We start from the raw sequence: 16,735 nt of genomic DNA, 5'->3' as shown, positions 1-16,735 counted from the left end.
GGTTAATTTAACTCTTGGAACACCCAAGGACGAACTTGTTTAGTTTTTTCTTCATAAGTGCGAATTGCGTCGGAATTTTGAAGAGTTAAACCGATATCATCCAAGCCATTTAATAAGCAATGCTTACGAAATGGATCAACTTCAAATTTAAAAGCTTCACCTGTTGGCGTACGTACTTCCTGAGCAGCTAAATCAATTGTTAATTGATATCCTTCATTTGCCGCACATTCTTTAAATAATTGATCAACAATTTCTTCTGATAAAATGACAGGTAACATGCCATTTTTAAAACAGTTATTAAAGAAAATATCAGCAAAACTTGGTGCAATAACGGTACGGAAACCGTATTCATTTAATGCCCAAGGGGCATGCTCACGGCTTGAACCACAACCAAAGTTAGTACGAGCAATTAAAACATTTGCGCCTTGATACCGTGGCTGGTTCAAAACGAAATCCGGATTTTTTGGACGTACCGAGTTATCTTGTCCCGGATAACCTTCATCTAAATAACGAAGTTCATCAAATAAGTTATCGCCAAAACCAGTACGTTTGATTGATTTCAAAAACTGTTTTGGAATAATTAAATCTGTATCAACATTGGCACGATCTAATGGTGCAACGATACCTTGTTCAACTGTATAAGCTTTCATGGTTTGCTCCAGACCGAATTAAAATGAACGAACATCAACAAAGTGACCTGCGATTGCAGCCGCTGCCGCCATTGCCGGACTCACCAAATGAGTACGACCACCATTGCCTTGACGACCTTCAAAGTTACGGTTAGACGTCGATGCACAGTGTTCACCTGGTTGTAATTTATCTGCATTCATTGCTAAACACATTGAACAACCTGGTTCACGCCATTCAAAACCAGCTTCCAAGAAGATTTTATCCAAGCCTTCTTTTTCTGCCTGTTGTTTCACTAAACCAGACCCCGGAACAATCATAGCTTGCTTAATGCTAGAGGCTACTTTACGGCCCTTAACCACCTCAGCTGCAGCACGAATATCTTCAATACGAGAATTCGTACAAGAACCGATAAAGACACGATCAAGTTGAATATCAGCTAATGCTTGTCCTGCATTTAAACCCATATATTGATAAGCACGTGTCCAGTCATTACGCTGAACATCATCTTTCGCTTGTTCTAAAGTTGGTACAGCTTCAGTGACCGGAATAACCATCTCAGGTGAAGTTCCCCAAGACACTTGTGGCTCGATCTCTGCACCATTTAATTCAACGACTGCATCAAACACTGCATCTTCATCTGAATGCAAAGTGTCCCAGTAAGCAACAGCTTGTTCCCATTGCTCACCTTTTGGTGCGTAGCTACGGCCTTTCACGTATTCAACTGTTTTGTCATCAACTGCAACCATACCAACACGAGCACCAGCTTCAATCGCCATGTTACATACCGTCATACGCCCTTCAATTGACATATCACGGAAAACCTGGCCACCAAACTCAATTGCATAGCCTGTACCACCAGCAGTACCAATTTTAGCAATGATTGCCAACACAACATCTTTTGGTGTTACGCCTTTGCCTAATACGCCATCTACACGCACTAACATGTTTTTAGATTTTTTCTGGATCAAACATTGTGTTGCTAACACATGTTCAACTTCAGATGTTCCAATACCATGCGCCAAGCAACCGAAAGCACCGTGAGTAGCTGTATGTGAATCACCACATACGACAGTCATGCCCGGTAAAGTTAAGCCCTGTTCAGGTCCAACGACATGCACAATACCTTGACGGATATCATTAATGCTGAATTCAACAATATTAAAGGCTTTACAGTTGTCATCTAAGGTTTGAACTTGAATACGAGACGTATCATCTTCAATACCTGCGATACCTTGGTCACGTTCTTTTTTAGAAGTTGGAACGTTATGGTCCGGTGTAGCAACGTTTGCACTTAAACGCCATGGTTGACGACCTGCAAGTTGCAAACCTTCAAATGCTTGTGGACTAGTCACTTCATGCAATAAATGACGGTCAATATAAAGTAAACATGAGCCATCATCACGCTGTGAAACAACGTGGTCATCCCACAATTTGTCATATAAAGTTTTGCCTGCCATGTCGTCTTGCTCCATTGGACTGGGTAATTCTAATCTTTCTTCGATTATAGCCAGAGTTTCACATAAATCTAATTTATCATTTTTATAAATTAGAAAACTTTTTGGAATCAATTTTAATTTCTAAAAACAACCCCAAATTTAATAAATCGTTTTTGTTAATGATTATCATTTGCATAATCAATTTTTAATCTTATACTCTCATCTCTATACTAAAAATATCAAAGTGGCTAAAGAGAATGATCATGGCTAATATCCAAAAATTCGTTATAAATAATCAACGTACCTTAAAGAAAACCTTCAGCTATTACATTATGCATATTAGTGTAGCAATGATAGTTGCATACTTTGTAACAGGTAATATCTGGATGGCTTTAACCTTAAGTATGCTTGAACCAACTGTACAAGCATTTGCTTTTTTCTTTCATGAAAAAGTTTGGGCAGCTAAAGATCGCCGCGTATCAGCCTTAGTCGAAAAAGAAACAACGGCTTAGGCTAAGATTAGTGCGGTAATTCACAACTTTCTCACTCGTTTTGCTGCAAGCATGATACGATTTTGGCTCGGCAACTTTAGCCCCTCGATTTTTCTATTCCAAGTTGAGTTGTATTATGAATCTTGCAGCCTTTGAAGCTTTTGTAAAAGTTATGGAAACAGGGTCTATCTCTGTGGCAGCAGATCAATTATTTATTACTCAACCTGCTGTTACCAAACGAATTCACAGTTTAGAAGAATATTTTGGTGTAAAACTATTTGAGTCCGCAGGCCGAGGTGTACAAGCAACTCATGCTGCACATTCGTTACTACCTAAAGTTAAAAACTGGTTAAATGAGTTGGGTGATATCCACCATACACTTAGCCATGAACAAACTCAGGTACAAGGCCGCTTAAAAGTCGGTACGAGTCACCATATTGGCTTGCATCATTTACCATCTCCACTTAAACACTTTGTTCAACAATTTCCGCAGGTTACTTTAGACGTGCATTTTGTTGATTCAGAGCAAGCTCATGAACAAGTACTTGCTGGTGATTTAGAGTTAGCATTTTTAACACTTCCTCCTTCAGGTGATGAGCGTCTTAACTACATTACAATCTGGAATGATCCTTTAGTTTTTGTTGCTGCCCCTTTTCATCCATTAGCACAAAAGAAGAATCTCACCTTACAAGATTTAATTGAATATCCAAGCTTATTACCCGCTGCACAAACTTACACTGCCCAAATCACTTTAGCCGAATTTGAGAAACAAGGGCTAAAACCAAAAATCACCATGAGTAATAACCCTCTTGAGTCTATTCGCATGTTGGTGTCGATTGGTCTAGGTTGGTCAGTACTACCAAAAACTTTGCTGAATCAAGATATGCAACAACTTGATTTAGATGTAGAAATGAATCGCCAATTAGGTATGGTGTGGCATCCTGCACGTACTCAATCTAGAGCTATGCAGGAACTGATTAAAATGATGCAGGAGTAGTCAATTAAATCGACCAGTCCTGAATATCCCAATTATTTTCTTGAGCCAATTTTTCAAGGCGATCATCAGGATTTACTGCAATTGCATGCGTTGCATATTCAAGTAAAAAACGGTCATTAATTGAATCGGAATACGCCCAAGACTCAGATACGCTACGACCTTCCAACCAATCATCTAGACGTGCAAGTTTGCCTTTTTGATAACACGCTAAACCAGCAACTTTACCTGTATATTTTCCGTCAGCCACTTCAGCATTGGTTGCCAAAATTTCTGTAATTCCAAATTCACGAAAAATTGGCGCAGTAATAAAATCACTTGTTGCCGTAATACCCACAATCGTATGACCTAAATCTTGATGTTTTTTGATTGCATCAAAACCTTTTGGACGCATTTGCGGACGAATCACTTTTTGCATGAACAACTGGTGAAGTTCAGTTAAATAATTATTGTCGTGCTTTGTTAAAAATCCAAAGACAAATTCATTATAAGCATAGGGGTCAAGTTGCCCTGCTTTGTAATCTTCATAAAATTTATCATTCATCTGACGATGATGAACCGGATCAACCAAACCTTCATTGACTAAAAATTCACCCCACGAGTGGTCTGAATCGGTATTTAACAAGGTATGGTCTAAATCAAACAACGCCAGTTTCATGAAAATTCTCGTTTAAACTGAAATTTAAGAAAAAAAATGTAAATCTATCTCCGCTAGTCGATAGAAATTCGTTAAGATCGTAGCAATTTAAACATTTTACTTTGATCTTTTCGAGCTGGACATAAAAAAGTGTTTGTCCCCGCGATTAAAGTCAACGATATAGACAATATTTAGGTAGCCAAATGATCGACTCAGAAGGTTTCCGACCGAATGTCGGGATCATTTTGGCAAACGATGATGGACAGGTTTTATGGGCAAAGCGCATTGGTCACAATGCTTGGCAATTTCCACAAGGAGGCATTCAGTTTGGAGAAACTCCTGAACAGGCACTTTTTCGAGAACTGAGAGAAGAAATCGGCTTATTGCCCGAACATGTCCAGATTATTGCGCAAACCAAAGGATGGCTGCGTTATCGTTTGCCACATCGGTACATTCGGTCAGACTCTGACCCCGTATGTATCGGACAGAAACAAAAATGGTTTTTACTGAAATTAACTGCGCATGCAAAAAATATTCAGTTAAACCTCTCCGACCCACCCGAATTCGATGAATGGCAGTGGGTGAGCTATTGGTATCCCCTTGGACAAGTGGTGAACTTCAAGCGTGATGTTTATCGTAAAGCCATGGTGGAGTTGTGTACACAGTTGCCGATGCAACAATTACCCTAAAAATCATTTATCTAGCAAATGATTTTTATTAAAAGTGCTGTTATAAATACATTCATAGTCTAAAAAAATACTGGAGTATACATCCATGTCAAACATGCAACTCGACACTTTACGGCGCATTGTCCAAGAGGTTAATGCGTCCGTCAGTTTGCATGAATCGTTAGACATCATGGTCAATCAGGTTGCTGAAGCCATGAAAGTGGATGTTTGCTCTATTTATTTACTCGATGAACGCAACCAGCGCTATGTTTTGATGGCCTCTAAAGGCTTAAATCCAGAATCTGTGGGCCATGTTTCACTGCAACTCGGTGAAGGCTTGGTCGGTCTGGTCGGGCAACGTGAAGAGATTGTTAACCTTGACAACGCACCAAAACATGAGCGTTTCTTGTATTTGCCGGAAACAGGCGAAGAAATTTATAACTCATTCCTTGGCGTACCTGTCATGTATCGCCGTAAGGTTATGGGCGTTTTGGTTGTACAAAACAAACTTCCTCAAGATTTTAGCGAAGCAGCCGAGTCATTTTTAGTCACTCTGTGTGCTCAGCTTTCTGGGGTTATTGCACACGCTCACGCAGTTGGAAATATTGACGTATTTCGTAAACCAAGTAATGGCCCTGCCTATAAAACCTTTCAAGGTGCTTCAGGTGCAGGCGGTGTTGCTTTAGGTCGCGCTATTATTTTATATCCACCTGCCGATTTAGCCTCAGTACCTGACCGTGAAGCAGAAGATATTAGTCATGAACTTCGACTTCTAGATCAAGCCATTTCATCAGTTCGTTCAGAGATTCGTTCTTTAGATGAAAAAATGCATGATTCATTAATGGCAGAAGAACGCGCTTTATTTAGTGTTTTCTTAAGAATGCTCGATGAGAATGCATTGCCAGCCGAAATTAAAGAACTTATTCGTGACGGGCATTGGGCACAAGGTGCAGTACGCCGTGTGATTGAAAAACATACTGCCCTATTTGCACAAATGGAAGATGACTATCTTCGTGAGCGAGTTTCCGATCTTAAAGATTTAGGCCGACGTATTTTAGCTTCGTTGCAAGAAGAAGATTCTAGCCACCGTGAACTGAGCCCAGACAGTATTTTAATTGGTGAAGAAATTAGTACTGCGGCACTCGTAGAGCTGCCAGTAGACAATATTGCAGCAATTGTGACATCAGAAGGTGCAGCCAATTCACATATGGTGATTGTGGCTCGTGCATTAGGTATTCCAACCGTAGTTGGTGTAACCGAACTGCCTGTTAATACACTTGATGATGCAGAAATGATCGTGGATGCCTATCAGGGCCGTGTTTTTGTTAATCCGCCACGTCGTTTACGCCAACGTTATAAAGAAATTCAAAAAGAAGATGAACAGATCGCAAAAGATCTCAAACAATATGAGACCAAAGAAGCGATTACGCCAGATGGTGTATCTGTTCAGCTTTATGTGAATACGGGTCTCATGATTGATGTCGTCCGCGGAGTACAACGCGGCGCGCAAGGTGTGGGTCTATACCGAAGCGAAATTCCATTCATGTTGCGGGAACGTTTCCCAGGTGAAGAAGAACAACGTGCAATTTATCGTCAACAGTTGAGCCACTTTGCCAACAAACCTGTGGTGATGCGAACTCTCGATATTGGTGCCGATAAAGACTTACCGTATTTCAGTATCGAAGAAGAAAACTCGGCATTAGGCTGGCGTGGTATTCGTTTCACGCTTGATCATCCTGAGATTTTCTCGTCGCAAATTCGCGCCATGCTCAAAGCCAGTATTGGTTTAAATAATTTGCATATTTTATTGCCAATGGTGACCACAGTAAGTGAAGTCGAAGAAGTGCTTTATTTACTTGAGCGTGACTGGATTGCGGTGCAAGAAGAAGAGCAAGTTAAAATTACCAAACCTAAAATTGGAATTATGGTTGAGGTGCCAAGCGTATTGCTACAAATTGATGAGTTTGCTGAACTCGTCGATTTCTTCTCAGTCGGTTCAAACGACTTAACCCAATATTTACTCGCGGTTGATCGTAATAATCCACATGTGGCAAACGTTTACTCGCATTTCCACCCATCTATTTTACGTGCGCTAACCCGCTTAGTTAAAGAATGCCATGACCACAAAAAACCAATCAGTATTTGTGGTGAAATGGCAGGTGATCCATTATCGGCAATTTTACTCATGGCGATGGGCTTTAACACCCTTTCGATGAGTTCGAGTAACATTTTACGAGTACGAAAAGCAATTTGTCATGTACCTATGACAGACGCACAAAAATTACTTGATGATGTTATGAAAATGAATAATCCGCTCATTGTAAAAAGCTGGCTTGAGTACTATTTTAAAACTCACGGCCTAGCCGACATGGTCAAATCAAATCGAATCGTAAATGTTTAATATTAAAAAAAAAAAGGAGAGCGATGCTCTCCTTTTTTCAAATAACTTAATAAAACTAAATGTAAAAATTTCTTTTCACTCTCGCTGATACCCTGCTTTTTAAACCAAACTTCAATCGGTTTTTTAAATCAATATTGACAATTTAATCCATTTGAAAAATAAAACCTCTACTTCTACTATATTTAAAGAGCGTTATTAAAAGATCTTAAGTTGTTCAGCAATTCAAGAGGTAATTCTATGCATCGTTATTTACAGGTTTCATCTTATTTTTCCTTTTGTTTTTTAACCTCCATACAGTAAATTGGAGGAATAACAACTAAAGGAATCTGATGCATTATTAAATAAAAAATAATGAGCCAACATCTTAGTGAAAAGAATTTTTAAACGGTTTCTCTCACCATGTGTTCACTCATTTCCTTATTTAATAAACATGAGTTTTTAAACCAGAAGTCCAGGAAAATGAGCCCTACTACTTTATCAAGAGCTCAATAATTATTACCCAGAGAGAATATAACCATGTCAGACGAATCAAAATGCCCTTTTTCAGGCCATACATCAAAACCAGAGGTAACGGTCGGTGGTGGCACGCCTAGTTTACACTGGTGGCCAAAACAACTACGCGTCGACCTACTCAATCAACATTCAGAACGTTCTAATCCACTCGGTAAAGATTTTAATTATCGTCAAGAGTTTAAAAAACTCGACTACTACACCCTCAAAGCTGATATCAAAAATGTATTAACCGATTCTCAAGATTGGTGGCCAGCCGATTGGGGAAATTACACAGGTTTATTTATTCGTTTAGCATGGCATGCTGCCGGTACTTATCGTATGGGCGATGGCCGTGGTGGTGCTGGTCGCGGACAGCAACGTTTTGCGCCATTAAATAGTTGGCCTGACAATGCAAGTTTAGATAAAGCACGCCGCTTGCTATGGCCAGTTAAACAAAAATACGGTCAAAAAATATCGTGGGCAGATTTATTTATTCTTGCCGGTAACATTGCGCTTGAGTCTTCTGGCTTCCGTACCTTTGGTTTTGGTGCAGGTCGTGAAGACGTTTGGGAACCAGACAACGATGTAAACTGGGGTGATGAAAAAGAATGGTTAGCTCATCGAAACTCTGAAGCATTGGAAGGCAGTAATCTCGCTGCAACCGAAATGGGTCTAATTTATGTAAATCCTGAAGGTCCACAAGCCAGTGGTGATCCAAAATCGGCTGCACCGTTTATTCGTGCGACTTTCGGCAACATGGCAATGGATGACGAAGAAATTGTTGCATTAATTGCAGGTGGCCATACTTTAGGTAAAACCCACGGGGCTGCCTCTGCTGACCATGTTCAGGCTGATCCTGAAGGCGCCCCAATTGAACAGATGGGCTTTGGCTGGTCAAATAGCTTTGGTACAGGTGTTGGTAAAGACGCGATCACTTCTGGCTTAGAAGTCATTTGGTCACAAACGCCAACACAATGGAGCAATTACTTCTTTGAAAACCTATTCAAATACGAGTGGGTACAAGAACGTTCACCTGCTGGTGCAATTCAATGGGTAGCAGCCGATGCCGAAGCGATCATCCCAGATCCATTCGATCCATCAATTAAACGTAAGCCAACAATGCTGACTACAGATTTGACCTTACGTTTTGATCCTGAGTTTGAAAAAATCTCTCGTCGCTTCCTTAACGATCCACAAGCTTTCGCCAATGCTTTTGCCCGTGCATGGTTCAAATTAACTCACCGCGATATGGGACCAAAAGCACGTTATCTAGGTCCTGAAGTTCCAGCTGAAGATTTAATTTGGCAAGATCCATTACCTGTTGCTAGCGCTACACCATCGGCTGCCAGCATTGCTGATGCAAAAGCAAAAATTGTTGCACTAGGACTATCTGCTGGTGAGTTGGTTTCTCTTGGTTGGGCTTCAGCGTCAACTTTCCGTGGTGGAGACAAGCGTGGTGGAGCAAACGGCGCACGTATTGCTTTATCTCCGCAACGTGATTGGGAAGTCAACCAAAAAGCTGTTGAAACTTTAACTAAAATTGAAGAAATCAAAGCCTCAACTCAATTGTCATTGGCTGATCTCATTGTGCTAGCAGGTAACGTTGGTGTAGAGCAAGCTGCTCAAGCCGCAGGTTTCAACATTAGCGTTCCATTTGCCTCTGGTCGTGTTGATGCATTACAAAGTCAAACTGATGTCGAATCTTTCCAATTGCTCCGCGGCCTTGCCGATGGTTTTAGAAACTGGAAAAAAGAGGGCGTCAATGCAGCAACTGAGGCATTATTAATTGATAAAGCACAGCAACTGACTTTGACTGCACCTGAGTTAACCGCATTGATTGGTGGTTTACGTGTTCTAGGCACTAACTGGGATGGTTCGCAACACGGCGTATTCACTCAGCAGGTTGGTGTACTCAGCACAGACTTCTTCACGAACTTACTCGACATGTCTACTGTATGGGCACCTGTTGATTCAACAAGCGAAGTATTTGAAGGTAAAGACCGTAAAACAGGCACTGTAAAATTTACTGCAACACGTAATGATTTAGTATTCGGTTCAAACTCAATCTTGCGTGCATTAGTAGAAGTTTATGCTCAAGCAGATGGTAAAGAAAAATTTGTTCAAGACTTTGTAGCGGCATGGACTAAAGTCATGAATCTTGATCGTTTTGACTTAGCTTAATTTAAGTCAGAATCATAAAAGCCAGTTCACATTGAACTGGCTTTTTTAATTAAATATAAAATGATGGACTTTTATACAGTCAATTTATGCCCTTCTCGAATGCAATAAAAAGGATTCGCAAGTTTCGATGAAGCTTTAATTGCTTGAGCTAGCGCATGTTCAGGGTCTTCTCGGTCTTCGTCGGTCAACTGAAAAGTTCGATAATGAATCGCAACAGAACGATGAGCTTGCAAATCTAAATGTGCATGCACAGCATCTTGAGGGTTCATATGAACATAACTCATTAACTTGCGAGGTTCATAAGCTCCGATCGGAAGCAAAGCAACACGTGGTGCGCCATAACGAGCATGAATTTGCTTAAAATGCCCCGCATAACCCGTATCACCAGCAAAGAAACAATGCCCTGTTTTCGCTACAACCGAAAAGCCACCCCAGAGTGCTTTATTCTGGTCACGTAGGCCACGACCAGAGCCATGCTGTGCAGGTGTATAGATTATTCTTAGTTCGTGATAGGGAATTTCTTGCCACCAATCCATCTCAATCACATGAAACTCTTTGGGTAGGTAAAAACCATTCCCGAGTCCAGTATAAATCGGCATTGCAAATTTTTTATGTAGCCATTCAAGCGTAGCCAAATCCATATGATCATAATGATTATGGCTGAGTAGAACGCCATGAATCGTCGGCAATTGTTCTAATGCGAAACCTGCTGGACACACACGGCGAGGTCCACGCCCCTGTGAAGGGCTTGCATAATCACACCATACGGGATCGGTAATAAAGTTATAAGGCCCAATCTGAATCAATACCGTTGCATGCCCAACAAACCAAACTTGCCAATCATCTAAATCCGCCTGAGGACGATTTTGAGGCAATGCCACAGCCGTATTTACACGGGTATCATATTCATTTTGAATATCAACTTTCCATGTAAAAGACTCACGTGTAACTAACCAACGTAATAGCTCTTTTGAGCCTCTAGCCGGCGATTTAGGCTGTTGGTTATAAAAACGTGTATCAGATTCACGCCCTGACTCGGGATGATAAAAAGGAGGTTTTATCCATGTATGCGTCCAACAGGACTGAGTCGGCAATTGATATGTTAATGTCGGCTTGTCTTTCATGGGCTTTTCTATGTTTTAGCATCGGCAGAATGGATGTGTTCAGGTTTCTATCTTAACAATTAAAACAAATTAAGCTATGGCACTTACACTTATTTATCATATAAATATCCCTTTTATTGTGGTCACAGCCAACATAAGTTGAATTAGATTGCCATAAAAAATACATAGATGTGTTGGGTTTATGCTTCGATAATTACCATTCTTATTAAGAGTAGTTGTATAACATAACAATCATTAGTCACGTGAAATTGTCAGAGAGCTACTCGGTTTTGCCGTCAAAGGACTTACTTTTCCAATTTAAAATGTTTTGACAGCTTACAGAACAAAATATTTAGTAACACTTAAAGCCGATTCATTCAGACAAAATTATATTTTATAATATTATTTTATATTTCTTCATTTTTGCATATTATGAGAATCACCTATACTAATATTTAAAACATTTAAATATTTCTTTGATTAAGTAAAAATAATGTATTTAAACCACCCTAATTAATATATTTTATGAATTACTTGAACTTAGATTTATATATTAAATGTTTAATGAAAATTAAAATTCCATTTATTTTATAAATACCTAAACCACCTTCACGCTATATCCCTTTATGCTTTATACTTCACATAAATCATAGTAAGACATTTTTTGGATTAGTCTTATGGAACTACGCCATCTCCGATATTTCATTACCGTTGCTGAAGAATTAAATTTTAGTAAAGCCGCCCTTAAACTTTTTACCGCACAACCCTCCCTTAGCCAACAGATTAAAGATTTAGAAGAAGATGTTGGTGTACGACTTTTAAATCGCACTAAACGTAAAGTTGAATTAACCGAAGAAGGTGAAGTCTTTTTAGAACATGCTCGCCTGACCCTTGCTCAAGCTGAAAAAGCGGTTGCTCTGGCACGACAGGTTTCTAAGGCTAAACAGCAGCTGCTCCGTATCGGTTTTGTTCCCATTGCAGAAATGAAGATTTTTCCTTACGTTCTTCCTAATCTGCGATTACAACACCCCGATCTCATCATTGAACTATCTAATCTAAACAATACTGAACAACTTAAATCCTTAAAAAAAGGTGAGTTAGACATTACCTTTACTCGAGAAAATACAGATAGTGATGAGATCCAAAGCCAATTTGTTTTGACTGAACCCTTGATTTTTTTACTTCCTAAAAATCATCCACTTACTCAATACGAACGAATTCCTGTTCATGCATTACAAGGCGTTGACTTTATTATTCCTGCTGCCGAGCAGTCACAAACATTACATAACACGATTTTAGACTTTGCCAAAACCCACAATATCGACCTCAATATTGTTCAAAAAGCAGATAGCATGTTGTTTAATATTAACTCTCTTGGCTCTGGATTAGGTTGTACAATTTTACCTGCTTACGTCGCACCTTTAGGCATCAAAAATACAGTAGTCCGTCCCCTTGATGTCGAGTTACCGACATTGGATTTATTCGTCAATTATCGTAGAAATTCACAGTCTTTAGGGGTTCAAAAATTTATTGATCAACTCACTAAAGTATTTCATCTGGATAAGAACTTAACTCACACCTAATCAGAAAAGCTATATTTTATTTTAAGCCTATGATTAATAAAGACACCTTTATAAAAGGTATAACTAAATAATATTTTTATTTATTTTATACTTTTTATAAACAGTTTAGCCTGCGCTTTTGTTCTATTTTATCTACTCGGTAAAAGTAAATATCTCTTAAATACAATTTAAAATCTTGGAATAAAATCCACATAAAACTAGATATTATTTTTACCATTTAATAAAAAATAATATATTTACCATTTGGTAAAAGGAGATTAGGAAAATGGTTTCAGTATTTCAACATCTTGGACGTAGTGTACTAAACCGCCCTCATTTCTTTATTGCTTTATTTATAGGATTTATCACAGCGAGTATTCTCACATGGTTCACCTCATGGAAATGGTCAACTATTTTATTAGTCAGCTGGAATACTTCGATTAGTATATATTTACTACATGTTTGGCAGCTCATGAAAAGTGCTGATCATTCTCAAATGCAGCAGCAAGCCAAAAAACAAGATGAAAGCAAATGGGTCATTATGCTGATTGTTCTATTGGCTTTAACCATGTGCCTAGTTGCTATTTTAATACAGCTCTCACAGCTTCCTTCTGATCATTCTGCAAAGTTAGGTCATGTGGCTTTAGCTTTACTCACCATTGTTTCTGCATGGCTTTTTATGCATACCGTTTTTGCCCTACATTATGCCCATGATTTTTATATGGCTTTATCTAGAAATGAAGAAAATGGTGGTCTAGATTTTCCGGGAACAAAACAGCCCACTTATCCTGATTTTCTATATTTTAGTTATATTATTGGCACCTCTGCCCAAACTGCCGACGTTTCGATTACCACCAAACACATGCGTCTTTTAAACTTATTTCACGCGGTGTTGTCTTTTGGGTTTAATACCACCATTTTAGCGATCTGTATTAACGTTGCTGCTGGCTTTCTTACTAACTAAAACTTGTATTTAGGAAATAAAAAAGTCACCCAATGGATGACTCTAAACAGCAGAGGTTTACAACAATGAGCCCATCGTGCTTTGTTTTAAGCCTTCACGTTGTTTGATGGTTTCAACATAGCGCGTAATGGCAGGATGAGATTCAATCGCTCCCATTTTCAATTGCCATAACAGCATTGCTCCAACGCTTACATCTGCGGCGGTAAACTGTTCGCCACACACGTACGGATTTGCTTCACTAAGCCCTTGTACTAAAGCTTGGTAGGCATCGTTGTAATCACCATAACCCACAAACATTTTTTGCTCAGGAGATACATCTATTCCGAGAGCTTTATCAACACCAGCAGCTTCCCATGGGCCGGCCATCACAAATAACCAGCGATAGTACAAACCACGTTTAGGATCATCTAGTGCAGGAGCTAAACCTTTATCGAAAAATTTATCAGCAAGATAAGCACAGATTGCTCCTAGCTCATAAATCACGACATCACCATCTACCAATACTGGTACTTTTCCAAAAGGGTTAATTCTTAGATATTCCGGTGTTTTCATTTCAGTCTTGTATTCGACTTCAATACGTTCACACTCAACGCCTAATTCGACTAAAAGCCAGTCGACCACAACACCACGTGATTCTTTGTTAGTATAAAGTTTAAGGCTCATTTTTATGGCTCCTTGTTTATCGTGGAACCTAGTCTACAAAACCTCTTTGTCAGTTTTTGTCAGTAGTCTTCGACTCTTGTGCCCACCACTGCTCAAATAGTTTTTGCTTAAATGATGGATATAATTCTTGGCTTAAACTCAGCTGTTGAATACGATCAAGTCTAAAATGTCTAAAATCCTGCCGAAGTTCACACCATGCAGCCAACACAATTTTGTCGTTAAAATATCCCAAAGCAAAAGGCCACAAGGTTCGAACACTACTTCGTTGCTGCTCATCATGATAATGCAGCAAAATTTTGACTTGCTGCCGAATGGCTAAACGCACCAGCTCGACTCGATTTTCATCTACAGGCAACCACGTGTTAAACGCTCTTAAAGTCGTTTGCTGTAATAAATATTGCCGATGCTCGGGCAAAACAGAATTCAATTTAGCTAATACAGATGTAGATGCCGATTGTAACGATTGATCTGGCACACTCTTCAACCAATGCAATGCCAAAAAAATAGCTTCGACTTCATTTTCATTGAGTGTCATTGGTGGCAGTACAATATCTTCTTTAAGCTGAAAACCTATACCTGCCGATGCCTCAATTGCCACACCCTGCTCACGTAAGCTATCGATATCGCGATAGACACTTCGGACACTAATTCCCATACGATCAGCGAGAACTTGTGCAGTGATTGGATAACGGGCTTCACGAAGTTGTTGTAAAAGATTTAATAGACGAATAGAACGACTCATTTTTCTCTTCTTATTGTTATTAGACATACAATAAGAGGGAATAAATTCCCCCTTCTTATATTATTCTAAATTATGCAACATCTACCGTAGATAACTTTGCATACTCTCTTAAAAAGTTGTGCAGCTCAGGTACATCTTTAGCAATCGTTAAAGGCTGGAACTGTTGTAGAACTTCGCTCGAATGCACACCATAGCCCACACCAATTCGTGGCATGTTTAACCGCTGAGCCATCTCAAGGTCATAGCTACTATCACCAATCATTACCGCACGCTCAACACTCACTCCAGTGACTGTTAAGATTTCTTGCAACATGAGTGGATCTGGTTTCGATCGAGTTTCATTGGCTGCTCGAGTCACATCAAAAAGATGAGTACTCTGTGTTTTTGCAATTACACGATCTAGCCCACGACGGTTTTTACCCGTTGCGACTGCAAGTTTTAAACCTTGCGCTTTTAAGTCATGTAGTAGCTCAGCAATACCATCGAACCATGCATCATTTGTAGAGTTTGCAATATAGTGATCGCCATATGCTTTTAAAATTGAATCATGTAACTCAGGTGCTTCTGGAAATAGGGTTTGCATAACTTCCGGCAAACCTAAACCAATAATGCTTTTTGCTGCTTCATCGGTTAAAGGCAATTCATGCTGCTCTGCGGCATGTTGCAAACTAGCAACAATCTGCCCAACAGAGTTATATAAAGTCCCATCCCAGTCGAAAATAACTAATTCGGTTTTTAGACTCATTTTGCCACTCTCAAAGCCTTTAATAACTGGGTCATGTCTTCTGGTAAAGGTGCTTCAATCGGCGGATAACCTGGAATATCTAAACGCATCGCATGTAAACATAGACGACGTGCTTCAGGGCCAGTGTACTCAGTCGTGTGTCCATATTTATCATCACCAATCAATGGGTGTCCAATGCTTAAACCATGCACACGGATCTGATGAGTACGGCCAGATAAAGGTGATGCATGAACCAGAGTCGCATTTTTAAAACGCTCTGCTACAACCCATTCAGTTTTACTTGGTTTACCATCTTTAGTCACACGTACACGACGCTCGCCATTTGCCAGCTCATATCTCAATAAAGGTGCATCAATCAGCTGTTTATCTAAGCTCACTTGACCTTTAACAATCGCTGCATAGGTTTTACGAATTTTGTGCTCACGCAACATATCTTGTAGTTGTTTTAATGTGCTACGTTTTTTACTAATCATGACCAGACCAGAAGTATCACGGTCAATACGATGAATAAGTTCTAAGTATTTTTTGCCCGTCGCTGCACGTAGTGCCTCAATCAAACCGTACGCCATACCACTACCACCATGGACAGCAATACCTGAAGGCTTATTAACAACTAACAAACCTTCATCTTCATAGACCACACGGCTTAATAGGCCTTGTGCCACACTGTCACTGACAGGAGCGGCTGTTTCATCTTTTTGTTCGTAACGAATTGGAGCAACACGAATCTGATCGCCAATCTCAAGTTTAGTCTCAGCTTTAACACGTTTTTTATTTACTCGAACCTGACTTTCACGAATCAAACGATAAATACGACTTTTAGGTACACCTTTTAAACGCGAGAACAGGAAATTATCAATTCGCTGTCCTGCTTGATGTTCATCCACCTCAAACCAAGTGACACTTTGCCATTGCTGTGTAGAATTCATACTAATATTTAAACCTGAAATTTTGCTAAATTTGATTAATAAATGACCGTTTAGCTTAGTTTTTTCACAAGAAATCTAAGCTTAGCCCATAGGCAGA

The 16,735-nt window shown here is 39.6% G+C and carries 15 protein-coding genes; 7 read left to right on the top strand and 8 right to left on the bottom strand.

Annotated elements, in window-relative coordinates:
- Window positions 1-2: 2 nt before the first annotated feature.
- Both leuD and leuC read right to left on the bottom strand, forming a co-directional pair.
- Window positions 3-650 carry a 3-isopropylmalate dehydratase small subunit gene (gene leuD / locus ACT53H_RS10245; protein WP_476009189.1) on the bottom strand — a complete coding sequence of 216 codons (648 nt, stop codon included), beginning with the start codon at window positions 648-650 and terminating at the stop codon, window positions 3-5.
- 18 nt (window positions 651-668) lie between these two features.
- The gene (gene leuC, locus ACT53H_RS10240) at window positions 669-2,087 is read right to left on the bottom strand and encodes a 3-isopropylmalate dehydratase large subunit (protein WP_004794861.1); all 1,419 of its coding nucleotides are present in this window, start codon (window positions 2,085-2,087) and stop codon (window positions 669-671) included.
- Window positions 2,088-2,323: 236 nt separating this feature from the next.
- On the opposite strand from leuC, the gene ACT53H_RS10235 reads away from it, so the two are divergent.
- Together ACT53H_RS10235 and ACT53H_RS10230 are read left to right on the top strand one after the other, a co-directional pair.
- Entirely contained in the window at window positions 2,324-2,578 is a 255-nt protein-coding gene (locus ACT53H_RS10235; protein WP_171500743.1) for a DUF2061 domain-containing protein, read from the top strand.
- Window positions 2,579-2,693: 115 nt separating this feature from the next.
- On the top strand, window positions 2,694-3,554 hold the full coding sequence (locus ACT53H_RS10230; protein ID WP_005302044.1) for a LysR family transcriptional regulator: 861 nt from the start codon (window positions 2,694-2,696) through the stop codon (window positions 3,552-3,554).
- 4 nt (window positions 3,555-3,558) lie between these two features.
- On the opposite strand, the gene ACT53H_RS10225 is transcribed toward ACT53H_RS10230, so the two are convergent.
- Window positions 3,559-4,209 (bottom strand): HAD family hydrolase, encoded by a 651-nt coding sequence (locus ACT53H_RS10225; protein WP_476009188.1) that lies wholly within the window; start codon window positions 4,207-4,209, stop codon window positions 3,559-3,561.
- Window positions 4,210-4,391: 182 nt separating this feature from the next.
- Here ACT53H_RS10225 and ACT53H_RS10220 point away from each other — a divergent pair, with 182 nt between their 5' ends.
- From ACT53H_RS10220 to katG, 3 genes are all read left to right on the top strand, one after another.
- Window positions 4,392-4,877: an RNA pyrophosphohydrolase gene (locus ACT53H_RS10220; RefSeq protein ID WP_004794866.1), complete on the top strand. Its 486-nt coding sequence runs from the start codon at window positions 4,392-4,394 to the stop codon at window positions 4,875-4,877.
- Window positions 4,878-4,962: 85 nt separating this feature from the next.
- Window positions 4,963-7,257 (top strand): phosphoenolpyruvate--protein phosphotransferase, encoded by a 2,295-nt coding sequence (gene ptsP / locus ACT53H_RS10215; RefSeq protein ID WP_107880677.1) that lies wholly within the window; start codon window positions 4,963-4,965, stop codon window positions 7,255-7,257.
- A gap of 516 nt (window positions 7,258-7,773) precedes the next feature.
- A complete protein-coding gene (katG, locus tag ACT53H_RS10210; RefSeq protein WP_476009187.1) occupies window positions 7,774-9,930 on the top strand; it encodes a catalase/peroxidase HPI in 2,157 nt (718 codons plus the stop codon).
- A gap of 71 nt (window positions 9,931-10,001) precedes the next feature.
- Here the strand turns inward: katG and ACT53H_RS10205 are convergent, their stop codons facing one another.
- On the bottom strand, window positions 10,002-11,054 hold the full coding sequence (locus ACT53H_RS10205; protein ID WP_005302032.1) for an MBL fold metallo-hydrolase: 1,053 nt from the start codon (window positions 11,052-11,054) through the stop codon (window positions 10,002-10,004).
- A gap of 656 nt (window positions 11,055-11,710) precedes the next feature.
- On the opposite strand from ACT53H_RS10205, the gene hcaR reads away from it, so the two are divergent.
- Both hcaR and ACT53H_RS10195 read left to right on the top strand, forming a co-directional pair.
- Window positions 11,711-12,616, top strand: a complete 906-nt coding sequence (hcaR, locus tag ACT53H_RS10200) for a DNA-binding transcriptional regulator HcaR (RefSeq protein ID WP_004794873.1) — start codon at window positions 11,711-11,713, stop codon at window positions 12,614-12,616.
- 265 nt (window positions 12,617-12,881) lie between these two features.
- Entirely contained in the window at window positions 12,882-13,559 is a 678-nt protein-coding gene (locus ACT53H_RS10195) for a DUF1345 domain-containing protein (RefSeq protein WP_004794875.1), read from the top strand.
- Window positions 13,560-13,616: 57 nt separating this feature from the next.
- Here the strand turns inward: ACT53H_RS10195 and ACT53H_RS10190 are convergent, their stop codons facing one another.
- The 4 genes from ACT53H_RS10190 to ACT53H_RS10175 form a co-directional block, all read right to left on the bottom strand.
- Entirely contained in the window at window positions 13,617-14,222 is a 606-nt protein-coding gene (locus tag ACT53H_RS10190; RefSeq protein WP_174758343.1) for a glutathione S-transferase family protein, read from the bottom strand.
- Window positions 14,223-14,271: 49 nt separating this feature from the next.
- The gene (locus ACT53H_RS10185; protein WP_174738713.1) at window positions 14,272-14,964 is read right to left on the bottom strand and encodes a helix-turn-helix transcriptional regulator; all 693 of its coding nucleotides are present in this window, start codon (window positions 14,962-14,964) and stop codon (window positions 14,272-14,274) included.
- A gap of 70 nt (window positions 14,965-15,034) precedes the next feature.
- Window positions 15,035-15,709 (bottom strand): HAD-IA family hydrolase, encoded by a 675-nt coding sequence (locus ACT53H_RS10180; RefSeq protein WP_151964043.1) that lies wholly within the window; start codon window positions 15,707-15,709, stop codon window positions 15,035-15,037.
- Entirely contained in the window at window positions 15,706-16,638 is a 933-nt protein-coding gene (locus ACT53H_RS10175) for an RluA family pseudouridine synthase (RefSeq protein ID WP_004794885.1), read from the bottom strand. The genes ACT53H_RS10180 and ACT53H_RS10175 overlap by 4 nt, the downstream gene beginning before the upstream one ends.
- Window positions 16,639-16,735 lie beyond the last annotated feature (97 nt).

It is taken from the genome of Acinetobacter sp. DMC2 (assembly GCF_056314305.1).
The sequence above is the reverse complement of the archived record's forward strand: the minus strand, read 5'-3'. Positions and strand labels throughout refer to the sequence as shown.

Excerpts from the sequence above, each read along its gene's own strand:
- leuD (WP_476009189.1), bottom strand. The coding sequence starts at position 650 with ATGAAAGCTTATACAGTTGAACAAGGTATCGTTGCACCATTAGATCGT.
- leuC (WP_004794861.1), bottom strand. The coding sequence starts at position 2,087 with ATGGCAGGCAAAACTTTATATGACAAATTGTGGGATGACCACGTTGTT.
- ACT53H_RS10235 (WP_171500743.1), top strand. The coding sequence starts at position 2,324 with ATGATCATGGCTAATATCCAAAAATTCGTTATAAATAATCAACGTACC.
- ACT53H_RS10230 (WP_005302044.1), top strand. The coding sequence starts at position 2,694 with ATGAATCTTGCAGCCTTTGAAGCTTTTGTAAAAGTTATGGAAACAGGG.
- ACT53H_RS10225 (WP_476009188.1), bottom strand. The coding sequence starts at position 4,209 with ATGAAACTGGCGTTGTTTGATTTAGACCATACCTTGTTAAATACCGAT.
- ACT53H_RS10220 (WP_004794866.1), top strand. The coding sequence starts at position 4,392 with ATGATCGACTCAGAAGGTTTCCGACCGAATGTCGGGATCATTTTGGCA.
- ptsP (WP_107880677.1), top strand. The coding sequence starts at position 4,963 with ATGTCAAACATGCAACTCGACACTTTACGGCGCATTGTCCAAGAGGTT.
- katG (WP_476009187.1), top strand. The coding sequence starts at position 7,774 with ATGTCAGACGAATCAAAATGCCCTTTTTCAGGCCATACATCAAAACCA.
- ACT53H_RS10205 (WP_005302032.1), bottom strand. The coding sequence starts at position 11,054 with ATGAAAGACAAGCCGACATTAACATATCAATTGCCGACTCAGTCCTGT.
- hcaR (WP_004794873.1), top strand. The coding sequence starts at position 11,711 with ATGGAACTACGCCATCTCCGATATTTCATTACCGTTGCTGAAGAATTA.
- ACT53H_RS10195 (WP_004794875.1), top strand. The coding sequence starts at position 12,882 with ATGGTTTCAGTATTTCAACATCTTGGACGTAGTGTACTAAACCGCCCT.
- ACT53H_RS10190 (WP_174758343.1), bottom strand. The coding sequence starts at position 14,222 with ATGAGCCTTAAACTTTATACTAACAAAGAATCACGTGGTGTTGTGGTC.
- ACT53H_RS10185 (WP_174738713.1), bottom strand. The coding sequence starts at position 14,964 with ATGAGTCGTTCTATTCGTCTATTAAATCTTTTACAACAACTTCGTGAA.
- ACT53H_RS10180 (WP_151964043.1), bottom strand. The coding sequence starts at position 15,709 with ATGAGTCTAAAAACCGAATTAGTTATTTTCGACTGGGATGGGACTTTA.
- ACT53H_RS10175 (WP_004794885.1), bottom strand. The coding sequence starts at position 16,638 with ATGAATTCTACACAGCAATGGCAAAGTGTCACTTGGTTTGAGGTGGAT.